Consider the following 19,369-nt stretch of genomic DNA (forward strand, 5'->3'; position numbering starts at 1 on the left):
GCCGCGATCCGCTCAGGCGGGCAGGCCGTTGCGGTGGGAGACGCGGCGGGCGGCGGCCAGCAGGGCGTGGATCTGCGGGCCCGCCTGGTCGATCTCGGTGACCGGGCGGGGGAACGGCAGCCGTACGTCCTCGTGGGTGCGGGGGTATTCGAGCCGCAGGGTCAGCCCGAAGCGGTCCATCGCCAGCGGAACGGCCCGGGTCATGCCGCGCTCGGGGCGGGGATGGACGAGGCGCAGGAGCAGCGGGACGAGTTCGGCGTGGTCGTCCACCAGATGGGTGAGCATGCCCGCCTCGCAGGCGGCGATCGGGTCGGTGTCGACCTCCTCCAGCTCCTCCAGGGTGACGAAGGTGCGGCCCTCGGCGTCCTCCAGGACTGCCTGCCCGAACTCCATGCAGGTGCTCTCCTGCGTATCGGTGCTGTACGGGGTGGCCAGCAGCCCGGTGACCGTGACGCGGGCGCGCAGCCGGTCGCGTACGGGCGTGGGGGCGATGTCGGTGAACTCCAGGCGGGCCGGGACGCGTTCGCCGCTCGGCGCGTGGCTGCCGTCGTTCGGGGCGTGCAGGTGGATGTGGCCCATCGCGCCCGTGCCGTCGAGGCGGCGGACTTCGGTGTGCAGGCCGTCGCTGACCACCGTCATGGAGTGGGCGACGGTCAGGATCGACCGGACACGCTCGGCGCGGGTCGGCTGCGTGGCGCGGGGGCGGGAAAGACGCATCCGAGTTCTCCAGGAAGGGTCAGCGGAACCCAAGCGGCTACTTAGGTATGCCTAACCTTACCCACAAGGCGGCGGATGCGGGTAGTCCGGGGACACAAGAGACGCTCCATGCCTGGTCAGAGCTGGAGACCGGTGCGCAGCGCGGCGGCGAGACCGACCTCCGCGTTGTCGGACTGGCCGCGCTCGAAGGCGCGCTGGTACGCCTCGTCGCCGACCGCCGCCCGCGCCTGGAGCTCGCAGGTCTCGCGGACCGGCCCAAGCTCGGGCGTGCCGCGCTGGGGGTGGCCGACCATCCGCCAGTACGCGTGTCCGGTGCCGTAGACCCGGGCGGCCTGGGCTCCCGCGCCCTGGGCGGCGATGGCGGCGGCCAGGATGTCCAGGCCGAGCGCGATGCCGAAGCTGTCGCGGAGCCGGTGCTTGCCCGCGAGCATCGACCGGGCGTGCGCGGCGGAGTCCGCCGGGCGGCCCTGGAGCAGGGCGATCAGGGCGAGCTGATAGTCCGCGTAGGAGCGGGTCCAGTACTCGCCGCCGCGTTCGCAGGCGCGGCGCAGCGCGGTGGCCGCCGCCTCGGACTCGGTGAGCCGGCCGAGCGCGGTGAGCGCGAAGACGGTGACGAGGTGGCAGCGCAGCCGGTGGGCCGAGCCCGCCGGGACGCTCCCGGTCATCCGCAGGACGCGCTCGGCCGCCTCCAGCGCCGCCGCGGGCTCCCCGGTCATCAGCTGGGTGAGGCCGGAGAGATAGGCCGCGCCGAGCATGCCCTCGTCGTCCCGGTCGTACAGGGCGACGGCCGTGCAGAGCGCGCCGTACTTCTCGGCGGTCGCGAAGTCGCCCTGGAGCAGGGCCGCGACGCCCATGACCCATTGCAGCCTGGTCCGGTGGGGGCCGTCGACGGGGCCCGCGTCCAGGGCGCGCCGGGCGTAGTCGCGGGCCTCGGAGAGGTGGCCGCAGCAGGCCCAGAAGAAGCCGACCCGGCCCGCCATCTCCTGGGCCCCGCCGACGTCGTGGGCGAGCAGGTGCTCCAGCGCGGCGCACAGGTCCAGGTGGGTGTCGGACACCTTGTGGTACCAGGACACCTGGTCCGGCCCGGTCCAGCCGTCGTGGGCGCGGCGGGCGAGGCCCAGGAAGCTGGCCGCGTGCCGGTCGGCGGCGGCGCGGGCCTCGCCCAGCTCGGTGAGCCACATCCGGCCGTACTCGCGCAGGGTGTCGAGCATCCGGTAGCGGTCGCCGTCGCGCTGGACGACGGACTGGGCGACGAGGCCCTGGAGCGCCCGGCCCACCTCGTCGGCGGTGAGCGGGCCCCCGGCGCAGACCTCGCGGGCGACCTCCGCGTCGAAGTCGGTCCGCAGCGGGGTGAGGCGGGCCCACAGCAGACGCTCCAGCGGGGTGCACAGCTCGTGGGACCAGCCGATGGCGGTGCGCAGGGTGCGGTGGCGGCGGGGCCACACCGTCGCGTCGGCGAGGAGGTCGAGGCGGGCCGTGCGGCCCGGGTCCTCGTCGCCCCCGCCGGCTCCGTGGGCCCCTTCGGCCCCGTCGCCCGCGCCCGGTGCGCCGAAACCGGGGCCGAGGGCGAGGCCGCCGCTCCGGCCGGGCGTGCCGAAGGGCGTACCGAAGGGCGTGCCGAAGAGGGTGCCGGAGGGGGCGCTGCGGGCGTCGAAGCGGGTGCCGATCCGGGCGGCGAGCTGGGCCACGCTGTGCCGGCCGATGCCCGCGGCGGCCAGTTCGATGGCGAGCGGGATGCCTTCGAGGCGGCGGCAGATCTCGGCGGCGGCCGCCTCGTCGCCGGGTGCGTCGAGACCGGCCCCGGGGTCGGCGGCACGCAGCCGGTCGGCGAAGAGCTGGAGGGCGTCGGGCGCGCCGTCGACCGGGAGCGGCTCCACCGCGACGACGTGCTCGCCCCGGGTGCCGAGCGGCTGCCTGCTGGTGACCAGGACGGTCAGGCGCGAGGAGGTGGTCAGGATCTCGGCCAGCAGGTGGGAGCAGGGGGCGCGGAGGTGTTCGGCGGAGTCGAGGACCAGCAGGAGGTGTTTGTCGCCGAGCCATTCGCAGAGCGCCTCGACGGGCATCCGCAGGGTGTGGTCGGCGAGGCCGACCGCGTCCGAGACGGTGGGGAGCAGCAGCCCGTCGTCGTAGAGCGGGGAGAGGTCGGCCCACCAGGCGCCGTCCGCGTAACGGTCGGCGGCGGCGCGGGCCGCCCGGAGCGCGAGCCGGGTCTTGCCGACGCCGCCGGGGCCGATCAGGGTGGTCATCCGCCGGGTGGTCAACGCGGTGTGCAGCCGGGCCAGTTCGGCCCGCCTCCCGACGAAGCTGCTCGTCTCCTCGGGAAGGTATCCCACCTTGGTCATCATCACCGTCCGCACGCTGGGGCAGGGTGCGCCGGCGGGCCGACGGCCGCGGGCCGGCCCCGCCTCCCCCGGCGGGGAGAGCGGGACCGGCCCGGTGGACCAGGACGGCTGTCGCGGCACCGTTGCCGACGTCTGCCGTCACCGTAGTGCCGCCCGAGGTCAGCGCAGAGTGAAGACGGCCACCGTGCGTCCCGGGACGGTGAAAGTGGCCGATTTCGCGTCGTACCTGGCTCGTTTGACCGTAAGATCCGCACCCTTGGCCTGGACCGGGTGCAGTGCGTACGTCTTCCCGGCCGGTGCGGCGAGCCGCTGGGTGGCGGTGGCCGGCGCGGCGTTGAGGACGACGACGAGCTTGCCGAGGCGCATGGTGATCACGCCGGGCGTCTCGGCCGTGCCGGAGAGCGGGAAGGACAGGGCGGACTGCACCTGGCCCGCGGTGCTCAGCGAGAACTCCTTCTCCGTCGTACGGATGGTGAGCAGGTCGCGGTAGGCGGCCGAAGCCCCGTCGATCTGGGCGCACTTCGGCGCGATGGTGCCGGTGGCGGCCAGGAGCGGCTTCGCGTAGGCCCACTTGTCCTGGTTGTCGGCGGCGGGCGGCAGGCCCCGGCCGAAGCCGTTGCCGTCGCGGCAGTCCCAGTGCAGGGCGTTGAACCAGTCACCGCTGTCGTAGGAGTTGCGGTCCAGCGACTTGGAGCGCAGCAGGTCGCTGCCCGCCTGGGAGAGCGAGGGCCCCTGGGAGAGGACGGCGGCGGCCATCGCCACCACCTGGGCCCTGGCCCGTTCGGCGGCCGTGGTGGCGGCCGGGAGTTTGAAGGCGAGGGCGTCGAAGAGGGTTTCGTTGTCGTGGGCGTCGGAGTAGGCCAGCGCGTCGCCGGGTGCGGCCGCGTATCCGGCGGGCGCCCCGTTGTAGTCGACGTCCGAGCCCTTGACCGTACGGCCGGAGGTGTCGGTGAAGGTGTAGTCGGCGAGGTTGCCGGTGAGGCCGACCTTGATCAGGTCCTGGTAGTGCAGCAGCCGGGCCTTCTGCTCGGCGCGGGTGCCGTTGGCCGGGGAGGAGTTGGGGTCGGTGTAGAGGCCGGTGGCGAAGCCCTGGACGCCGGGGTCCTCGTCGAAGGGGCCGCCGCCGCGCACGGCGTCGCGGGCCCGGTCGGAGAAGGTGGCGATGCCGGTGCCGGCCATGTTCTGCTGGGTGGCCTGGACGAAGCGGGCGTCGTCCGCGATCTCGCCGAAGTTCCAGCCCTCGCCGTACAGGACGATCTTCTTGCCGTCGACGCCGTCCTTGGCGAGCGTGAGGCTGTCGAGCGCCGTGCGGACGGCGAGGATGTTGTCCTTGGGGTGGTGGCCCATCAGGTCGAAGCGGAAGCCGTCGACCTTGTACTCCTTCGCCCAGGTGACGATCGAGTCGACGACGAGCTTGCCCATCATGGTGTTCTCGGGCGCGGTGTTGGCGCAGCAGGTGGAGGTGGCGACGGAGCCGTCCTCCAGGAGCCGCTGGTAGTAGCCGGGCACGATCCTGTCGAGGACCGACTTGTCGTCCTGCCCGGAGGCGACGGTGTGGTTGTAGACGACGTCCATGACCGTGCGCAGACCGGCCTGGTTGAGGCCCTGCACCATCTGCCGGAACTCGACCGTGCGCCGGGTGCCGTCCGGGTCGGAGGCGTAGGAGCCCTCGGGGACGGTGTAGTGCAGCGGGTCGTAGCCCCAGTTGAACCCGTCCTCGGCGGCGGCCTTGCTCACGCACTCCTGCTGCTTCTCGGAGTCGGGTGCGGGGGCGGTCAGGTCGCAGTCGGGCGTCGCCTGGTCCTTCTTCTTCTCCGGGATGGTCCCGATGTCGAAGACGGGCAGCAGGTGGACGTAGCTCGTGCCGGAGTCGGCGAGCTTCTTGAGGTGCTTCATTCCGGCCGAGCGGGTGTCGGTGAAGGCGAGGTATTCACCGGGGTGCTCGGCCGTGCGGTCCGTGACGGAGAAGTCGCGGACGTGCAGCTCTTGGATCTGGGCGTCCCGCAGCGGGGTGGCGGCAGGCTTCTTCAGGCCGGACCAGCCGCGCGGGGCCAGCTTCGGGTCGGTGAGGTCGACGACGAGGCTGCGGGCGGAGTCGGCGGTCAGGGCGGTGGAGTAGGGGTCGGTGACCTTGTTGGTGACCAGCTTCTGGACGCTCGGAGCCCAGACGGTCACGGCGTACCGGTAGGGCTTGCCCTGCCAGCTCTTCTTCCCGGTGACCGACCAGACGCCGGTGCGGTCGTCGCGCTTCATCGGGTGTGTGCGGCCGTCGAGTTCGAGGGCGACGGTCGCGGCGGTCGGGGCCCACACGGAGAGCGTGGGCGTCGACTTGCGGAAGACCGGGCCGAGTTCGGCGGAGGCCGCCTTCTTCCCGTACAGGTCGTCGAGGATGCCCGCGGTCTGTACGCCGGTGGCGGCGAGCAGCGCGCCGTTGGCGGCACGCTGGGTCGCGATCAGCTGGCCACGCAGGGCTTCACGGACGCGGTCGCGGTCACGCGGGTCGACGGTGAAGGCCGGATAGTCCTTCAGATGCGGGAACTCGGCCTTCTGCGCGTCGCTCAGCTCGCCCTGCTGGAGCCGCAGCCACTGGCCCTCGTCGGAGAGCGCCCCGTCGACGACGGAGATGCCGCCCTTCTTCGCGTACACGAGCTGCTGGCTGGTGGCGTCGGTGGCCTTCACCTTCCAGACGACGGTGTTCGCGTCGATCCACTGCGCCTCGGCCTTCGACAGGTCGGGGGCCGCGCCGCCGCCGGTCTGCGGGAGCAGATAGCCGGGCTTGCCGCCGAGCATCCACACCTCGTGGCCGTAGGTGGCGAGGTCGAGGGACTGGTCGGTGGGCAGGTCCTTCTCGTCGCCCTTGTGCAGGATGTAGCTGAGCGTGGTGGCGCCGTCGACGAGCGGCACCTCGAAGGTGACCCCGTAGGAGTCCTTCTTCACCGGTGCCAGCGGCTTCGCCCAGTCGGTGGGCTCCTTGGCCCCGGCCCAGGTGTGCAGCCCCCAGCCGTCGTAATCACCGTCCGGGCGGTGGTAGTTGAGCACCGCCTTCGTGGTGTCCTGCGGCGGGGCCTCGGGGGCTTCGGCCGTCTGCTCGTCCTTGCCCTGCTCGATCCAGACCTGACCGGTCGCACCGAGGTCGACGGTCCGCTCCGGGCCGTCGGTCGTGCCGTCCTTCTCGACGGTGTACGGGAGAGAGCCCGCGCCCTCCTCCACGTCGATCCAGGCGAACGCGCCGTACGCGTCCCGGCCGATGAACTCGGCGGTCTTGTCACCGGACTTGAGCTGCCAGCCGGTGTAGTCGCCGTCGGCGCGCCGGTAGTGGACGACGGCCCGGTCGCGCTCGACGGCCACGGGCTTGCCGGGCGTCGGAGCCTGGCCGGCGGTGGTCGAGGCGAGAGCGCTGGATGTGCGGCCGGTCCGGTCGACGACAACGGCCTTGTAGCGCAGGGGCGTTCCCGCCTGCACCGAGGCGTCCAGATACTGGGTGACCTTGTACGGGGCGTGGTCGGCGGTGCCGAGGGTCTGCCACTTGCCGTTGCCGGCCTGGGCGGCGAAGACGACCCGGTTGAGCTGTCCGCCGTCCACGTCGGCGGAGATCTCGACGGTGCCGGTGGCGCCGGCGGCCGGGGCCTTCAGCGAGATCACGGGCTTGGCCGCGGGAGCTCCGACGGCCCGGTCCGCCTTCAGCACGACGCTGGAGAGGGCGGGCACGGTGACGGTGACCTTCTTGTCCTTGCCGCTGCGGACCATGCCGGAACCGCCGTACAGCGTACGGAAGTCCATCCCTGCCGACTCGGTGACGAGCTGGACCTTCTTCGGGCTCGTGCCGTTGTTGGAGGCGACGAGGTATTCGTACGGCCGCTCGGTCGCAATGCGCGAGGTGGCGTACACGGATCCGTCCGCGAGCCGCTCGATCTGGGTGCCGTCGCGCAGCGCCGGGTGATCCCCGGTGAGCTTGGAGAGCGCGGCGATGGAGCGGTAGACGGGGTGCTTGGGGTCGTACGCGTCCGAGGCGTGGGTGCGGTCGGTGCCGAGCTGGTCGTCGTCGAGGTGGTCGGCGGTCTTCGAGGCGAAGAGGGGCTGGCGGGCGTCCTTGTCGCCGCCCGCGCCGGTGAAGCCCTGCTCGTCGCCGGAGTAGACCACCGGGTTGCCCCGGCCGAGGAACATCAGCTCGTTGGCGAGCCGGGCCCGCTTCAGCAGTTCCGCGTCGTCGGCCTGCGGGTTGTCCTGCTTCAGGAAGGTCCCGATGCGGCCCATGTCGTGGTTGCCGAGGAAGGTGACCTGCTCGTAGGCGTTGGCCTTGTCGGTGGTGTAGCGGAAGTCGTTCCCGTACACGGAGGCGAGCCGGTCGGCGGGCGCACCCTGGGAGGCGAACTGCCGGGCGGCTTCCTGGAACGGGAAGTCCAGCGTCGAGTCCAGGCGGCCCCGGGTGACGTAGGGCGCGGTGATCTCGGGGTCGGCGGAGTAGACCTCGCCGAACATGAAGAAGTCGTCCCGGCCGCGCTTCTCGGCGTACGCGTCGAGCGCGGTGGCCCACTGGGTCCAGAAGTCCAGGTCGACGTGTTTGACGGTGTCGAGGCGGAAGCCGTCGATGTCGAAGTCGCGGACCCACTTCTCGTAGATCTTCCGCATGCCCTGCACGACCTCGGGACGCTCGGTCCACAGGTCGTCGAGCCCGTTGAAGTCGCCGTACTCGGTGGACTCGCCGGCCCACGTCGAGTCGCCCCGATTGTGGTACATGGTGGGGTCGTTGAGCCAGGACGGGACCTTCCTGCCCACGCCGGGCGTCTGCACCGGGGTGTACGGGAAGGAGTCCCGGTCCACCTTCTCGACGCCCTCGCGGTCGTCGAAGGGGCGGCCGTCCTCGTCGAGGTAGGGGAAGGCGCCCTTGGGCTTGTAGCCGTAGGCCTTCTCCGCGTGGTCGACGGTGTCGGCGGTGTGGTTGGTGATGACGTCGAAGAAGACCTTCATGCCCTTGGCGTGGGCCTTGTCGATCAGCTTCTCCAGGTCGGCGTTGGTGCCGAAGTGCGGGTCGACCTGGGTGAAGTCGGTGATCCAGTAGCCGTGGTAGCCCGCCGACGCGTCCTTGCCGGTGCCCTGCACGGGACGGTTCTTGAAGATCGGCGCCAGCCAGATGGCGGTGGTGCCGAGGCCCTTGATGTAGTCGAGCTTCTGTGTGAGGCCCTTGAGGTCGCCGCCCTGGTAGAACCCCTTGTCGGTGGGGTCGTAGCCATGGTCGAGACGTGAACCGGTCAGCCCGCCCCGGTCGTTGGAGGCGTCGCCGTTGGCGAAGCGGTCGGGCAGCACGAAGTAGAACTGCTCGCGCGTGAGGTCGTGCCGGGTCGCCTCGCGGGCCAGTTGGGCGTCCGAGGGCGGGGCGGGCGGTCGGGGCGACGCGGCGGCGGTGGCCGCCGGGACGACGGGCAGCAGCGCCGCGCACAGGGCGGCCACCGCCCCTCGTCTCAGGGTGGTTCGGGACACGGAGGATGCTCCTCGGCTGGTGTCAGGAGGGTGGGCTGCGGGCCGGTGGCGCTGCCACCGGCCCGCGGAGAAGGGGGTACGGGTCAGCCGCGCCAGACGTCGGCGGTCAGCGTGACCTTCCCGGAGGCCGGGACGGTCGCGGTGCGGTTCGCTCCGCTCTCCCAGGTGACGTTGCCGCCGACGTCCTTGCGGACGTACTTGTAGGCGAACGTGGTCCCGGCGGGCAGGGCCACGTCCGCCTTCCACACGGGGTACGCGGCCGGGTCGAGCTTCGGCGCGTTCGCCGGGTTCCAGTTGCCGAGGGCGGCCTGGTCGCCGGTGACGTGGATGTTCTGGCCGGGCTGGGTGGTGGCGTTCACCCCGAAGGAGGCGCCGGAGGAGCCGTTGCCGGGGCCCGGGTCGGGGTTCGTGCCGCCGCCCCCGGAGCATGTCCGGGCATTCACGTGCAGGGCGACGGCGGTGCCGGCCGGGACGGTGGCGGTGAACTGGCCTGAGCCGTTGACGGTGACGCCGTTGCCGGACTGGACGTCGCAGTAGTCGCCGGCGGGCAGCGAGGTCTGGAAGGTGCGGGTGAGCGCGGAGCCCTCGTGGTTGATGGCGACGTACGCCTTGTCGCCCCGGCCGAAGGCGATCCGGTCGCCGCCGTCGTCCCACCAGTCGCTGACGGCCTGGCCGCGTGCGGCGTTGCGGAGGCCGACCATGGAGGAGATCTCGCGCCAGGCGTGCTGGCACTTCCAGCCGTCGCTGTAGCAGGCGTTCACCTGGCCGCCGCCCGGCGGTCCGGCGTCGTGGTCGCTGAACTCGTAGCCGGAGTGGACGTCCGGGGAGCCGTAGGGCCAGGCCAGCATGAAGACGTTGGCGAGGGTGTAGGCGGAGCCGTTCTTGTAGTTCAGGGTGTCGCCGCCGCGCTCGGTGTCGTGGTTGTCGACGAAGACGCCCGACTTGCCGGACTCCATGAAGCCCCAGCCCTCGCCGAAGTTCTTCAGGTGGGCGAGGTTCTCGTTGAGGAAGACCTGCTTGAGGCTCCGCCCGTAACGGAACTCCTGGACGTCGCCGGTGCCGAGGTACTCGGACGGCGAGACGGCCTCGCCCGCTCCGAAGATCGCCTCCTGCTTCCAGTAGACGTTCGGGTTGCTCAGCCGGGACTTGATGGCGGCCAGGTCGGCGGCGGGCATGTGCTTGGCGGCGTCGATCCGGAAGCCGTCGACGCCGAGCGAGAGCAGGTCGTTGAGGTAGCCGGCGATCCTGCCGCGTACGTAGTCCTCGCCGGTGTCCAGGTCGGCGAGGCCGACCAGCTCGCAGTTCTGGACGTCGGCGCGGTCGTTGTAGTTGCTGATCGGGGCGCGGCAGTCGTCGAGATCGCTGCCGGAGTAGATGCCCGGGTAGTCGTACTTGGTGTACGACGAGCCGCCGGTGCCGGTGCCGTTGCCGGCCGCCATGTGGTTGATGACGGCGTCCGCGACGACCTTCACGCCCGCCGAGTGACACGTGTTGACCATGGCGGAGAAGGCGGCGCGGTCACCGAGGCGGCCGGCGATCTTGTAGCTGACAGGCTGGTAGGACGTCCACCACTGGCCGCCCTGGATGTGCTCCTGGGGCGGCGAGACCTGGACGTAGCCGTAGCCCGCCGGACCGAGGGTGTCCGTGCAGGCCTTGGCGATGGAGGCGAACTTCCACTCGAACATCACGGCGGTGACGTCCTTGTCGCCCGGAGCGGCGGCCTGCGCGGGGGACGCGGCGCCGAATCCGGTGGGGATGACGAGGGCGGCGGCGCCGGCCACGAGGGCGAGCGCGACAGACAGGGGTCTGCGTGCCATGTCTTTCCTCCTGCGGGTGGGGGAAACGCGGGTGACGGTGCAGCCTCAGCCGGCAACGCGCCATGCCCTCAAGGCTCCTGAAGGTTCTTGCTGCAAGAATGCAAACCTTGCCGCAGCGCAGACCGTACGAGCCCGCCCGTCACCGGTCAACCCTTTGGACATCTACCGCTCACATCCGTGAAACAGCGGCGTTTTCTTCCTGACGTCCACCCGATTTCTTGCTGCAAGGTCTTTCGCAAGATATTGCGCGCCTGTTACGTTTCATCCGACTCCGGTCCGGTCGGCCGGGGGTTCCGGCGTCGCTCGCGCGGTGTCGGACCCCACGCGCCCGGCCGGCCGGGCCGGTCACGACAAGAGAGGCACCCGGAGTCGCCACAACTCCCCGCCGGCCCTTCCTGGGCCGACTCCTGGTGCCTCTCCTGTACGTGTCTCTTCCGTACGGCGCCACGAAGCTCCGTACGTGCCCCGAAGCCTTCCTCAGCTCCCCGTGCGTACCGCCGCCGTCGAGCCCCGGACGACCAGCTCAGGCTGGAAGACGTACTCGGTGCGCTGCACCGGGTTTCCGCCTATCTCCTCCAGCAGCGCGCCCACGGCGGCCGCCGCCATCGCTTGCACGGGCTGGCGCACGGTCGTCAACGGCGGGTCCGTGAACGCGATGAACGGCGAGTCGTCGAAGCCCACGACCGAGACGTCGCGCGGCACCTCCAGGCCTCTCCCCCGGGCGGCGCGGACCACGCCGAGGGCCATCAGGTCGCTGCCGCAGACGATGCCCGTGCAGCCCGCGTCCAGCAGGGCGCCGGCCGCCACCTGACCGCCCTCGACGCTGAACAGCGTGGAGCAGACCAGCGGTTCGGCCTCCGCCGGGTCCATGCCGAGCATCGAGACGGCCGCCTCCACGAACCCGTCGCGTTTGCGGCGGGAGGGGACGTAGCGCTGCGGGCCGATGGCCAGGCCGATCCGGCGGTGGCCGAGGTCGGCGAGGTGCCCGAGGGCCATCCGTACGGCAGCGTTGTCATCGGGCGAGAAGAAGGGGGCGTTGATGCGCTCGTTGTAGCCGTTGATCAGGACGAACGGTATGCCGCGTTCGGTGAGCGCGGCATACCGTTCCGGGTCGGCGGAGGTGTCCGCGTGCAGCCCGGACAGGAAGACGATGCCGCCGACGCCCCGCTCCACGAGCTGCTCGACGAGTTCGTCCTCGGTGGCCCCGCCGGGCACCTGGGTGCAGAGCACGGGGGTGTAGCCGTGTCCGGCCAGCACCTGTTCGACGGACTGCGCGAACGCCGGGAAGATCGGGTTGGTGAGTTCGGGCGTCACCAGGCCGATCAGTCCGGCGCTGCGCTGCCGCAGCCGTACGGGCCGCTCGTAGCCCAGGATGTCGAGCGCCGCGAGCACCCGCTGCCGGGTGGAGTCCGCGACGCCCTGCTTCCCGTTCAGGACCCGGCTGACGGTCGCCTCACTGACCGCCGCCTGTCCGGCGATGTCGGAGAGGCGGGGCGCGGCCGTGATCCTGGGCGACGGCAGTGTCACACCGTCCACCAGACCGTGGTGTCGGCGGGCAGCTCGGCCTCGGCGCCGTCCACGGTGACCGGGGAGCTGGCGAGCAGCACCCGGCCGCGGGCGGCGACGCGGACCGGGGAGCCGGTGGTGTTGACGGTGCAGACGAAGCCGGGGCGGGCGAAGACGAGGACGCCTTCGGGGGCGTCCAGCCACTCGACGCCGGTGCCCGCGCCGAGGCCCGGGTGGTCGCGGCGGGCGGCGATCGCGGCCCGGTACAGCTCCAGGGTGGAGCCCTCCACGCCGGTCTGCGCCTCGACGGACAGCTCGCCCCAGCCGGCGGGCTGCGGGAGCCAGCTGCCGCCGTCGCCGAAGCCGTGGCTGCTGCCCTCGCGGGTCCACGGGATCGGGACGCGGCAGCCGTCGCGGAAGCCGTCCTGGCCCGCGGCGCGGAAGAACGACGGATCCTGGCGGGCCTCGTCGGGCAGGTCGGTGACGTCCGGCAGGCCGAGCTCCTCGCCCTGGTAGACGTAGGCGGAGCCGGGCAGGGCGAGCATCAGCAGGGAGGCGGCGCGGGCCCGGCGCAGGCCCAGCTCGCGGTCGCCGGGGGTACGGATCTGGGTGCCGAGGCCCGCCGGGTTGGCGAACCGGGTGGTGTGCCGGGTGACGTCGTGGTTGGAGAGCACCCAGGTGGTGGGCGCGCCGACCGGGCGCATGGCGTCGAGCGAGGAGTCGATGACCTTACGCAGTTCGGCGGCGTCCCAGGCGGTGGCCAGGTAAGGGAAGTTGAACGCCTGGTGCATCTCGTCGGGGCGCACATAGTTGGCGGTGCGCTCGGCGGTCGGCGTCCACGCCTCGGCGACGGCGATGCGGTCGCCGGGGTACTCGTCGAGGATGGTGCGCCAGCTGCGGTAGATCGCGTGGACGCCGTCCTGGTCGAAGAACGGCATGACGTCGTTGCCGAGCAGCTTGAGCTGGTCGTGGACGCCGAGGTCGGGCAGGCCCGCGGCCTTGACGAGGCCGTGCGCGACGTCGACCCGGAAGCCGTCGACGCCCATGTCGAGCCAGAAGCGCAGGATGGAGCGGAACTCGTCGGCGACGGCCGGGTGCTCCCAGTTGAAGTCGGGCTGCTCGGGGGCGAAGAGGTGGAGGTACCAGTCGCCGGGGGTGCCGTCCGGGTTGACCGTACGGGTCCAGGCGGGGCCGCCGAAGATGGACTCCCAGTCGTTGGGCGGGAGTTCACCGTCGGCGCCCTTTCCGGGGCGGAAGTGGTAGCGCTCGCGCAGGGCGGAGCCGGGGCCCTCGACCAGGGCGCGCTTGAACCACTCGTGCTGGTCGGAGGAGTGGTTGGGGACCAGGTCGACGATGACGCGCAGGCCCAGGCCGTGGGCCTCGCGGATCAGCGCGTCGGCGTCCAGCAGATTGCCGAACATCGGGTCGATGGCCCGGTAGTCGGAGACGTCGTAGCCGGCGTCGGCCTGCGGGGAGGCGTAGAAGGGGCTGAGCCACACCGCGTCGACGCCCAGGTCCTTCAGGTGGGGCAGGCGGGCGGTGACGCCGGCGAGGTCGCCCATGCCGTCGCCGTTGCCGTCGGCGAAGCTCCGTGGATAGACCTGGTAGATCACCGCGTCCTGCCACCAGCCGGTGCGGTGGCCCGGGGCGTCGTCGGACGTGCCGGTGGAGGGGGCAGCGAGATGCTGGGTCATGTCGTCCCTGAGGTGTCTGGGTGGGGAGCGGCGCCGGGTCCGGGTCGGGGTTCCGGCGCCGCCGTGACGGGTGCGGTGGTGCGTGCGGGTGCTGGTGTCCGGGAGGTCCTCAGCCCTTGACGGCTCCGGCGGACATGCCGGTGACGAGGTGCTTCTGGGCGAACAGGAACACCAGGGCGGCCGGGATGGCGATGAGGACGGAGGCGGCGGTCATGGGGCCCCACTGGGCTCCGTACTGGTTGACGAACTTCTGGAGTCCGCCGGCCAGCGTGAGGTTCTCGTCGCCGACCAGGAAGGCGGAGGCGTAGGCCACTTCGCCCCAGGCGGTGATGAAGAAGTAGAACGCGGTGACCGCGAGGCCCGGCTTGGCCAGCGGCAGGACGAGCCGGAAGAAGGTGCCGAACGGGGTGAGGCCGTCGACCTCGCCGGACTCGTCGATCTCGCGCGGGATGGTGTCGAAGAAGCCCTTCATCATCCAGGCGCAGAACGGCACCGCGATGGTGAGGTAGGTGATGACGAGACCGGCGGGCTTATTGAGCAGCCCGAGGTTCGACATGATGTTGTAGATCGGCACGATGAGGACGGCGACCGGGAACATCTGGGTGATCAGCAGCGTCCACATCAGCCCGCGCTTGCCGGGGAAGCGGAAGCGGCTGACCGCGTAGCCGGTGGTGGCGGAGACGAAGACGCCGATCAGGGTGGAGAGTGAGGCGATGATCGCGGAGTTGGCGAACCAGTTGAGGAACTCGGTGTCGCGGATGAGGTTCGTGTAGTTGACGAACGTCGTCTCGCGGAAGAAGTCCGTGGTGGTGGCGAGTTCGGCCGGCTTGAGCGAGGTCAGCAGGACCCAGAGCACCGGGAAGACCGCGATCACCGAGGCGACGATCAGGGTGAGGTGCAGGCCGACGGAGGCGATCGGGGAGCGTTCGCCGCGCGGTCGGGCCTTGCGTACGGCGTGCCGGGCGGGGGTGTCGGTCGCGGTGGTCACCACTTGTCTCCCTGGGAGCGCAGGACTCGCCGGTAGACCACGGCGAAGAGCATCAGGAGTACGAGGATCAGCACGCCCCAGGTGGAGGACTGCGCGTAGTCGCGCGGGCTGATCTCGAAGGAGAACTTGTACGCCTGGGTCACCAGGATCTGGGTCGCCTCACCGGGTCCGCCGCGGGTCAGCAGGAAGATCACCGGGAACATGTTGAAGGTCCAGATGGTGGAGAGCAGGACCACCGTGGTGGAGACCGGGCGCAGTCCGGGAAGCGTGATGTGGCAGAAGCGCTGCCAGGCGGTCGCGCCGTCCATCTCGGCCGCCTCGTACTGCTCGGAGGGGATGGACTGGAGTCCGCCGAGGAGGGCGACCATCATGAACGGGATGCCGAGCCAGACGTTGACGGCGATGACGGAGAACTTGGCCCAGGTGGGGTCGTTCAGCCACGGGACGCCGTCGAGGCCCGATCCGGTCAGGATCTTGTTGAGCAGCCCGCGGTCCTCGTTGTAGAGGAAGCGCCAGGCGAAGACGGAGACGAAGCCGGGGATGGCCCAGGGCAGGATGAGGGCCATGCGGTAGGCGGAGCGCCCGGCGATACGGCGGTTGAGGAGGTTCGCCAGGGCCATGCCGAGGGCGAAGGTGATGCTCACGCAGGAGACGGTCCACACCAGCGTCCAGCCGAGCGTGCCGAGGAACTGCGAGCCGGTCAGCGCGTCGATGTAGTTGTCCGCGCCGACGAACTTGTAGGTGGCGGGCAGTTCGTTGACGCCGATGGAACGGGCGACGTTGCGCTCGTCGGCGTCGGTCGTCGAGAGGAAGATGCCGCGGACCAGCGGGTAGCCGATGATCACGCCGATCACGAGGACGACCGGGGCGACCATGGCCCAGGCGTACCAGTGGACCGACAGGGCCCGCCGGAGACGGCCGGGGGTCGGTGGTGGGGTGCCAGTACCGCGGCTCCGGCCGCGGGCGGTGTTCTCGCCCGCGGCCTTCACCACCGACTGGCTGGTGTGGACAGCCATCAGTCGGCCAACCTTCCTGTTACTTCCAGCCCTCGAGGAGCTTGCGGTAGGAGTCGCCGGTGGACTTGGCGGCCTTCTCCGGCGTGGTCTGGCCGGTGAGGACCTTGGTGTACTCGACGCGCAGCGGCTCGAAGAGGCTGCCGCCCTCGGGGATCCAGGGGCGCTCGACGGCGGTCTCGACGACCGGCTTGAAGAAGCCGACGATCTCGCTGTCGACCGCTTCCTGCTTGGCGTACGCGGAGGTGCGGGTGGGCAGCAGGTTCAGCTCGCCGGCGGCGGTGGCCTGGCTGTCCACGGACGTCATGTACTCGACGAAGGCGTAGGAGGCCTGGAGGTTCTTGGAGCCGGCGTAGACGGCGAGGCTGTGGCCGCCCTGCGGGGCGCCCTGGGCGGCGGAGCCGGCCGGGACCGGGGCGATGCCCAGGTTGTCCTTGTCCTTGAACTCCTTGCCGGCCAGGGTGTCGGCGACGGCCCAGGGGCCGTTGATCATCATCGCGACGTCGCCGTTCTTGAACGACTGCATCATGTTCTCCCAGCCGTCCGAGGCGTCCGTCTTCGCGGTGCCGTCGTCGACCAGGGCCTTGACCGCCTTGAACGCCTTGACGCCCTCGGGCTTGTCGATGGTGACGCTCTTGGAGCCGGCGTCGACCATGTCGCCGCCCTCGCCGTACAGGAAGGAGAGGAAGTAGTACGGGTCGTCGCCGCGGAGGTAGAGGCCGGTCTTGCCGGTCTTGTCCTTGATCTTCTTGGCCACGGTCTTGAGGTCGTCCAGGTTCGCGGGCGCCTCGACACCGGCCTCCTTGAACATCTTCTTGTTGTAGAAGACGCCCATGGAGTCGATGACCTGCGGAACGGCGAAGGTCTTGCCCTCGTACTTGGTGGACGCGACGGCCTGCTTGAGGAAGTCGTCCTGGTCCTTCAGGGCGGAGGTGCCGTCCAGCGGGGCCAGGTAGCCGAGGCTCGCGAAGTCCGGCGTCCAGGCGACCTCGGAGCGGATCACGTCGGGCGCGCCGTCGCCGGCCTGGGCCGCGTTCTTGAACTTGTTCTGCGCCTCGCCGAAGGGCACGCTGACGTACTTGACGTCGACCTTCGGGTGCTGCTTCTCAAAGCCCTCGGCCAGCTTCTTGAAGACCTTGTCCTCGCTGCCGACGTTGGAGGTGTCCCACCAGGTCACCGTGCCGGAGAGCTCGCCCGAGCTCTTGCCGCCGCCGGACTCGTCGTCGCTGCCGCAGGCGGTCGCCGCGAGCGCCAGGGCCGCGACCAGGGCGGTGGCCGTTATGCCACGTCGCATCTGAACTCCTTCAACTGCCGTACCGCTCCGTCGCGGCGCCGGGTCGACGTGAACGTAACAAGGATGAAAGACGATCGAAAGACCTTGCGGGGGATTTCTGCAAGCCTTGGTGATCGTTACATTCGCGTGTCCTCAAGGTTGCCGTCAAGTCCCTTGACGGCGGTCGTCCACCCCTGACAGAGGCAGGCGCGACACGGCATATCCGCAGTGCGACGATCTGACCGCAGCCCGCGATCCGCTGCCGCAAGTCCTTGCAAGACGTTGCCGGAAAGCCTGCCGAAGGCCTCACTCACAGCCATGCGGCGGCGCCTCCGCACCACCCCACGCACGGTGGGCAATCCGACACGGGCCCGGTACAGTCCCATCCCATGACCGCACGGCTTGCCGATATCGCAACTCAGGCGGGGGTCAGCGAAGCGACGGTCAGCCGAGTCCTGAACGGCAAGCCCGGAGTCGCGGCGACCACCCGCGAATCCGTCCTCGCGGCGCTCGACGTCCTGGGGTACGAACGCCCGGTGCGACTGCGCAGGCGCAGCGCGGGGCTGGTCGGCCTCATCACCCCGGAGCTGGAGAACCCGATCTTCCCGGCGCTGGCGCAGGTCATCGGCCAGGCGCTGACCCGGCAGGGCTACACCCCGGTGCTGGCGACCCAGACCCCCGGCGGCTCCACCGAGGACGAACTCACCGAAATGCTGGTGGACCGGGGCGTGTCCGGCATCATCTTCGTCTCCGGGCTGCACGCGGACACCTCGGCCGACGTACAGCGCTACGAGCAACTGCGCGGCCAGGGCGTCCCCTTCGTCCTGATGAACGGCTTCTCGGCCAAGGTGCAGGCGCCGTTCATCTCGCCCGACGACCGGGCGGCGATGCGCCTCGCGGTGACGCATCTGGTGGCGCTCGGCCACCAGCGCATCGGCCTCGCGCTCGGCCCGAAGCGCTTCGTCCCGGTGCTCCGCAAGATCGAGGGCTTCCACGCCACGATGCGGGAGCAGCTGGGCCTCGCCCCGGACGAGGTGGAGGAGTTGATCCAGCACTCTCTGTACACCTTGGAGGGCGGCCAGGCGGCCACCTCCGCCCTGATGGAGCGCGGCTGCACGGCGGTCGTGTGCGCGAGCGACATGATGGCGCTCGGGGCGATCCGGGCAGCCCGCAGGCTGTCCAAGGACGTGCCGCGGGATCTGTCGGTCGTGGGCTACGACGACTCGCCGCTCATAGCGTTCACGGACCCGCCGCTGACGACGATCCGGCAGCCGGTGACGGCGATGGGCCAGGCCGCGGTGCGCACGCTCCTGGAGGAGATCGGCGGAACCCCGGCCCCGCACAGCGAGTTCGTCTTCATGCCCGAGCTGGTGGTTCGCGGCTCGACGGCCGCCGGACCCGCAGGCGGCTCAGGGTCACACCCTCGTCCTTGAGACGCAGGATGTGCGGCCGGAACCCGACCGGAGGATGATCGGGGGCAGGGGAATCTCTATGGAAGACTCTCTGCCTATGGGTGAAACACAGGTGACAGCACAGGAAGGCCGGTCGACGGCCGGTCCTTCACCCATCGTGGCCGACAGGACGGCCAAGCCCGGCTGGTCCGCCCGCTTCCGCTCGCTGCGGATGCCCCGCCGCCCCCGGCTGTGGTTCGAGGTTCTGCTCATCGCGGTCAGTTACTGGCTGTATTCACTCGTGCGCAACGCCGTTCCGGAGCAGAAGGCGGCGGCCCTGCGCAACGCCGACTGGATCTGGTCGGCGGAGAAGTCCCTCGGTCTCGCCTTCGAGGAAACGGTCAATCACGCGGTCAATTCCGTGACATGGCTGATCGTGTCGATGAACTACTACTACGCGACGCTGCATTTCGTCGTGACCATCGGCGTCCTCGTCTGGCTGTTCCGCCGCCACCCGGGCCGTTACGCGGCAACGCGGCTCGTCCTCTTCGCGACGACGGCGGTGGCCCTGCTCGGCTACTACCTCTACCCACTGGCCCCGCCCCGTCTGATGAACGGCGCGAACTTCATCGACACCGTGCTGGTGCACGAGACGTGGGGCTCGATGGCGTCGGGCAACTTCAAGAACATGTCCAACCAGTACGCGGCGATGCCGTCGATGCACATCGGCTGGTCGCTCTGGTGCGGCCTGACGATCTTCGCCCTGGCCTCGGCGCCCTGGGCCCGCATTCTGGGCCTGCTCTACCCGACGCTCACCCTGGTCGTCATCGTGGCCACCGCCAACCACTTCTGGCTGGACGCGGTGGGCGGCATGGCCTGCCTCGCGTTCGGTTACGCGGTCTCCCGCGTCTGGTACGGCTCGCTGCCGCACCGGCTGCCGAAGTGGGTGCACTCCGGGAACGGGAAGGGCCGGCTGACCGGACTGCGCGCCGCCAGACTGCCACGCCCGGCCTCGGAACCGGAGCCGGAGCCGAAGTCCGCGCCGGAGCCGAAATCCGCGCCGGAGGCGGAGACGGCCGGTTCGCGAAGGCCGTAGCGGCGGCGGCTGCGGCCGCACGGGATGCGGGGTGCGGGGCGGACACGATGTCCG

At 70.7% G+C, this 19,369-nt stretch carries 11 protein-coding genes; 2 read left to right on the forward strand and 9 right to left on the reverse strand.

Features of this window, described 5'->3' with window-relative positions:
- Nucleotides 1–12 precede the first annotated feature (12 nt).
- The 9 genes from G3I54_RS19945 to G3I54_RS19985 all read right to left on the reverse strand — a co-directional run bounded on the left by G3I54_RS19945 (nucleotide 13) and on the right by G3I54_RS19985 (nucleotide 16,849).
- Nucleotides 13–717, reverse strand: coding sequence for a DUF2470 domain-containing protein (locus G3I54_RS19945; protein ID WP_164616222.1), 705 nt, complete (start codon nucleotides 715–717; stop codon nucleotides 13–15).
- 116 nt (nucleotides 718–833) lie between these two features.
- Entirely contained in the window at nucleotides 834–3,062 is a 2,229-nt protein-coding gene (locus G3I54_RS19950) for an NB-ARC domain-containing protein (RefSeq protein WP_164616260.1), read from the reverse strand.
- Between the two features lie 156 nt (nucleotides 3,063–3,218).
- Nucleotides 3,219–8,537, reverse strand: a complete 5,319-nt coding sequence (gene pulA / locus G3I54_RS19955; RefSeq protein WP_164616224.1) for a pullulanase-type alpha-1,6-glucosidase — start codon at nucleotides 8,535–8,537, stop codon at nucleotides 3,219–3,221.
- An 83-nt stretch (nucleotides 8,538–8,620) separates the two neighbouring features.
- Entirely contained in the window at nucleotides 8,621–10,354 is a 1,734-nt protein-coding gene (locus G3I54_RS19960; RefSeq protein WP_164616225.1) for a carbohydrate-binding module family 20 domain-containing protein, read from the reverse strand.
- Between the two features lie 477 nt (nucleotides 10,355–10,831).
- Nucleotides 10,832–11,893, reverse strand: a complete 1,062-nt coding sequence (locus G3I54_RS19965) for a LacI family DNA-binding transcriptional regulator (RefSeq protein ID WP_203686781.1) — start codon at nucleotides 11,891–11,893, stop codon at nucleotides 10,832–10,834.
- Nucleotides 11,878–13,554: a glycoside hydrolase family 13 protein gene (locus tag G3I54_RS19970; RefSeq protein WP_164616227.1), complete on the reverse strand. Its 1,677-nt coding sequence runs from the start codon at nucleotides 13,552–13,554 to the stop codon at nucleotides 11,878–11,880. The genes G3I54_RS19965 and G3I54_RS19970 overlap by 16 nt, the downstream gene beginning before the upstream one ends.
- A 109-nt stretch (nucleotides 13,555–13,663) precedes the next feature.
- Nucleotides 13,664–14,542, reverse strand: a complete 879-nt coding sequence (locus G3I54_RS19975; RefSeq protein ID WP_164616228.1) for a carbohydrate ABC transporter permease — start codon at nucleotides 14,540–14,542, stop codon at nucleotides 13,664–13,666.
- Nucleotides 14,539–15,558, reverse strand: a complete 1,020-nt coding sequence (locus tag G3I54_RS19980) for a sugar ABC transporter permease (RefSeq protein ID WP_164616230.1) — start codon at nucleotides 15,556–15,558, stop codon at nucleotides 14,539–14,541. Before G3I54_RS19980 ends, G3I54_RS19975 begins: the two co-directional genes overlap by 4 nt.
- 19 nt (nucleotides 15,559–15,577) lie before the next feature.
- Entirely contained in the window at nucleotides 15,578–16,849 is a 1,272-nt protein-coding gene (locus G3I54_RS19985; protein ID WP_164616231.1) for an extracellular solute-binding protein, read from the reverse strand.
- A gap of 368 nt (nucleotides 16,850–17,217) precedes the next feature.
- Between G3I54_RS19985 and G3I54_RS19990 the strand changes: the two genes are divergently transcribed.
- Nucleotides 17,218–18,261, forward strand: a complete 1,044-nt coding sequence (locus tag G3I54_RS19990; RefSeq protein WP_164616232.1) for a LacI family DNA-binding transcriptional regulator — start codon at nucleotides 17,218–17,220, stop codon at nucleotides 18,259–18,261.
- A gap of 58 nt (nucleotides 18,262–18,319) precedes the next feature.
- Nucleotides 18,320–19,315, forward strand: a complete 996-nt coding sequence (locus G3I54_RS19995; protein WP_164616233.1) for a phosphatase PAP2 family protein — start codon at nucleotides 18,320–18,322, stop codon at nucleotides 19,313–19,315.
- The last annotated feature ends 54 nt before the right edge of the window (nucleotides 19,316–19,369 follow it).

This window comes from Streptomyces sp. SID14515 (assembly GCF_010548505.1).
GTDB lineage: Bacteria > Actinomycetota > Actinomycetes > Streptomycetales > Streptomycetaceae > Streptomyces > Streptomyces caviscabies.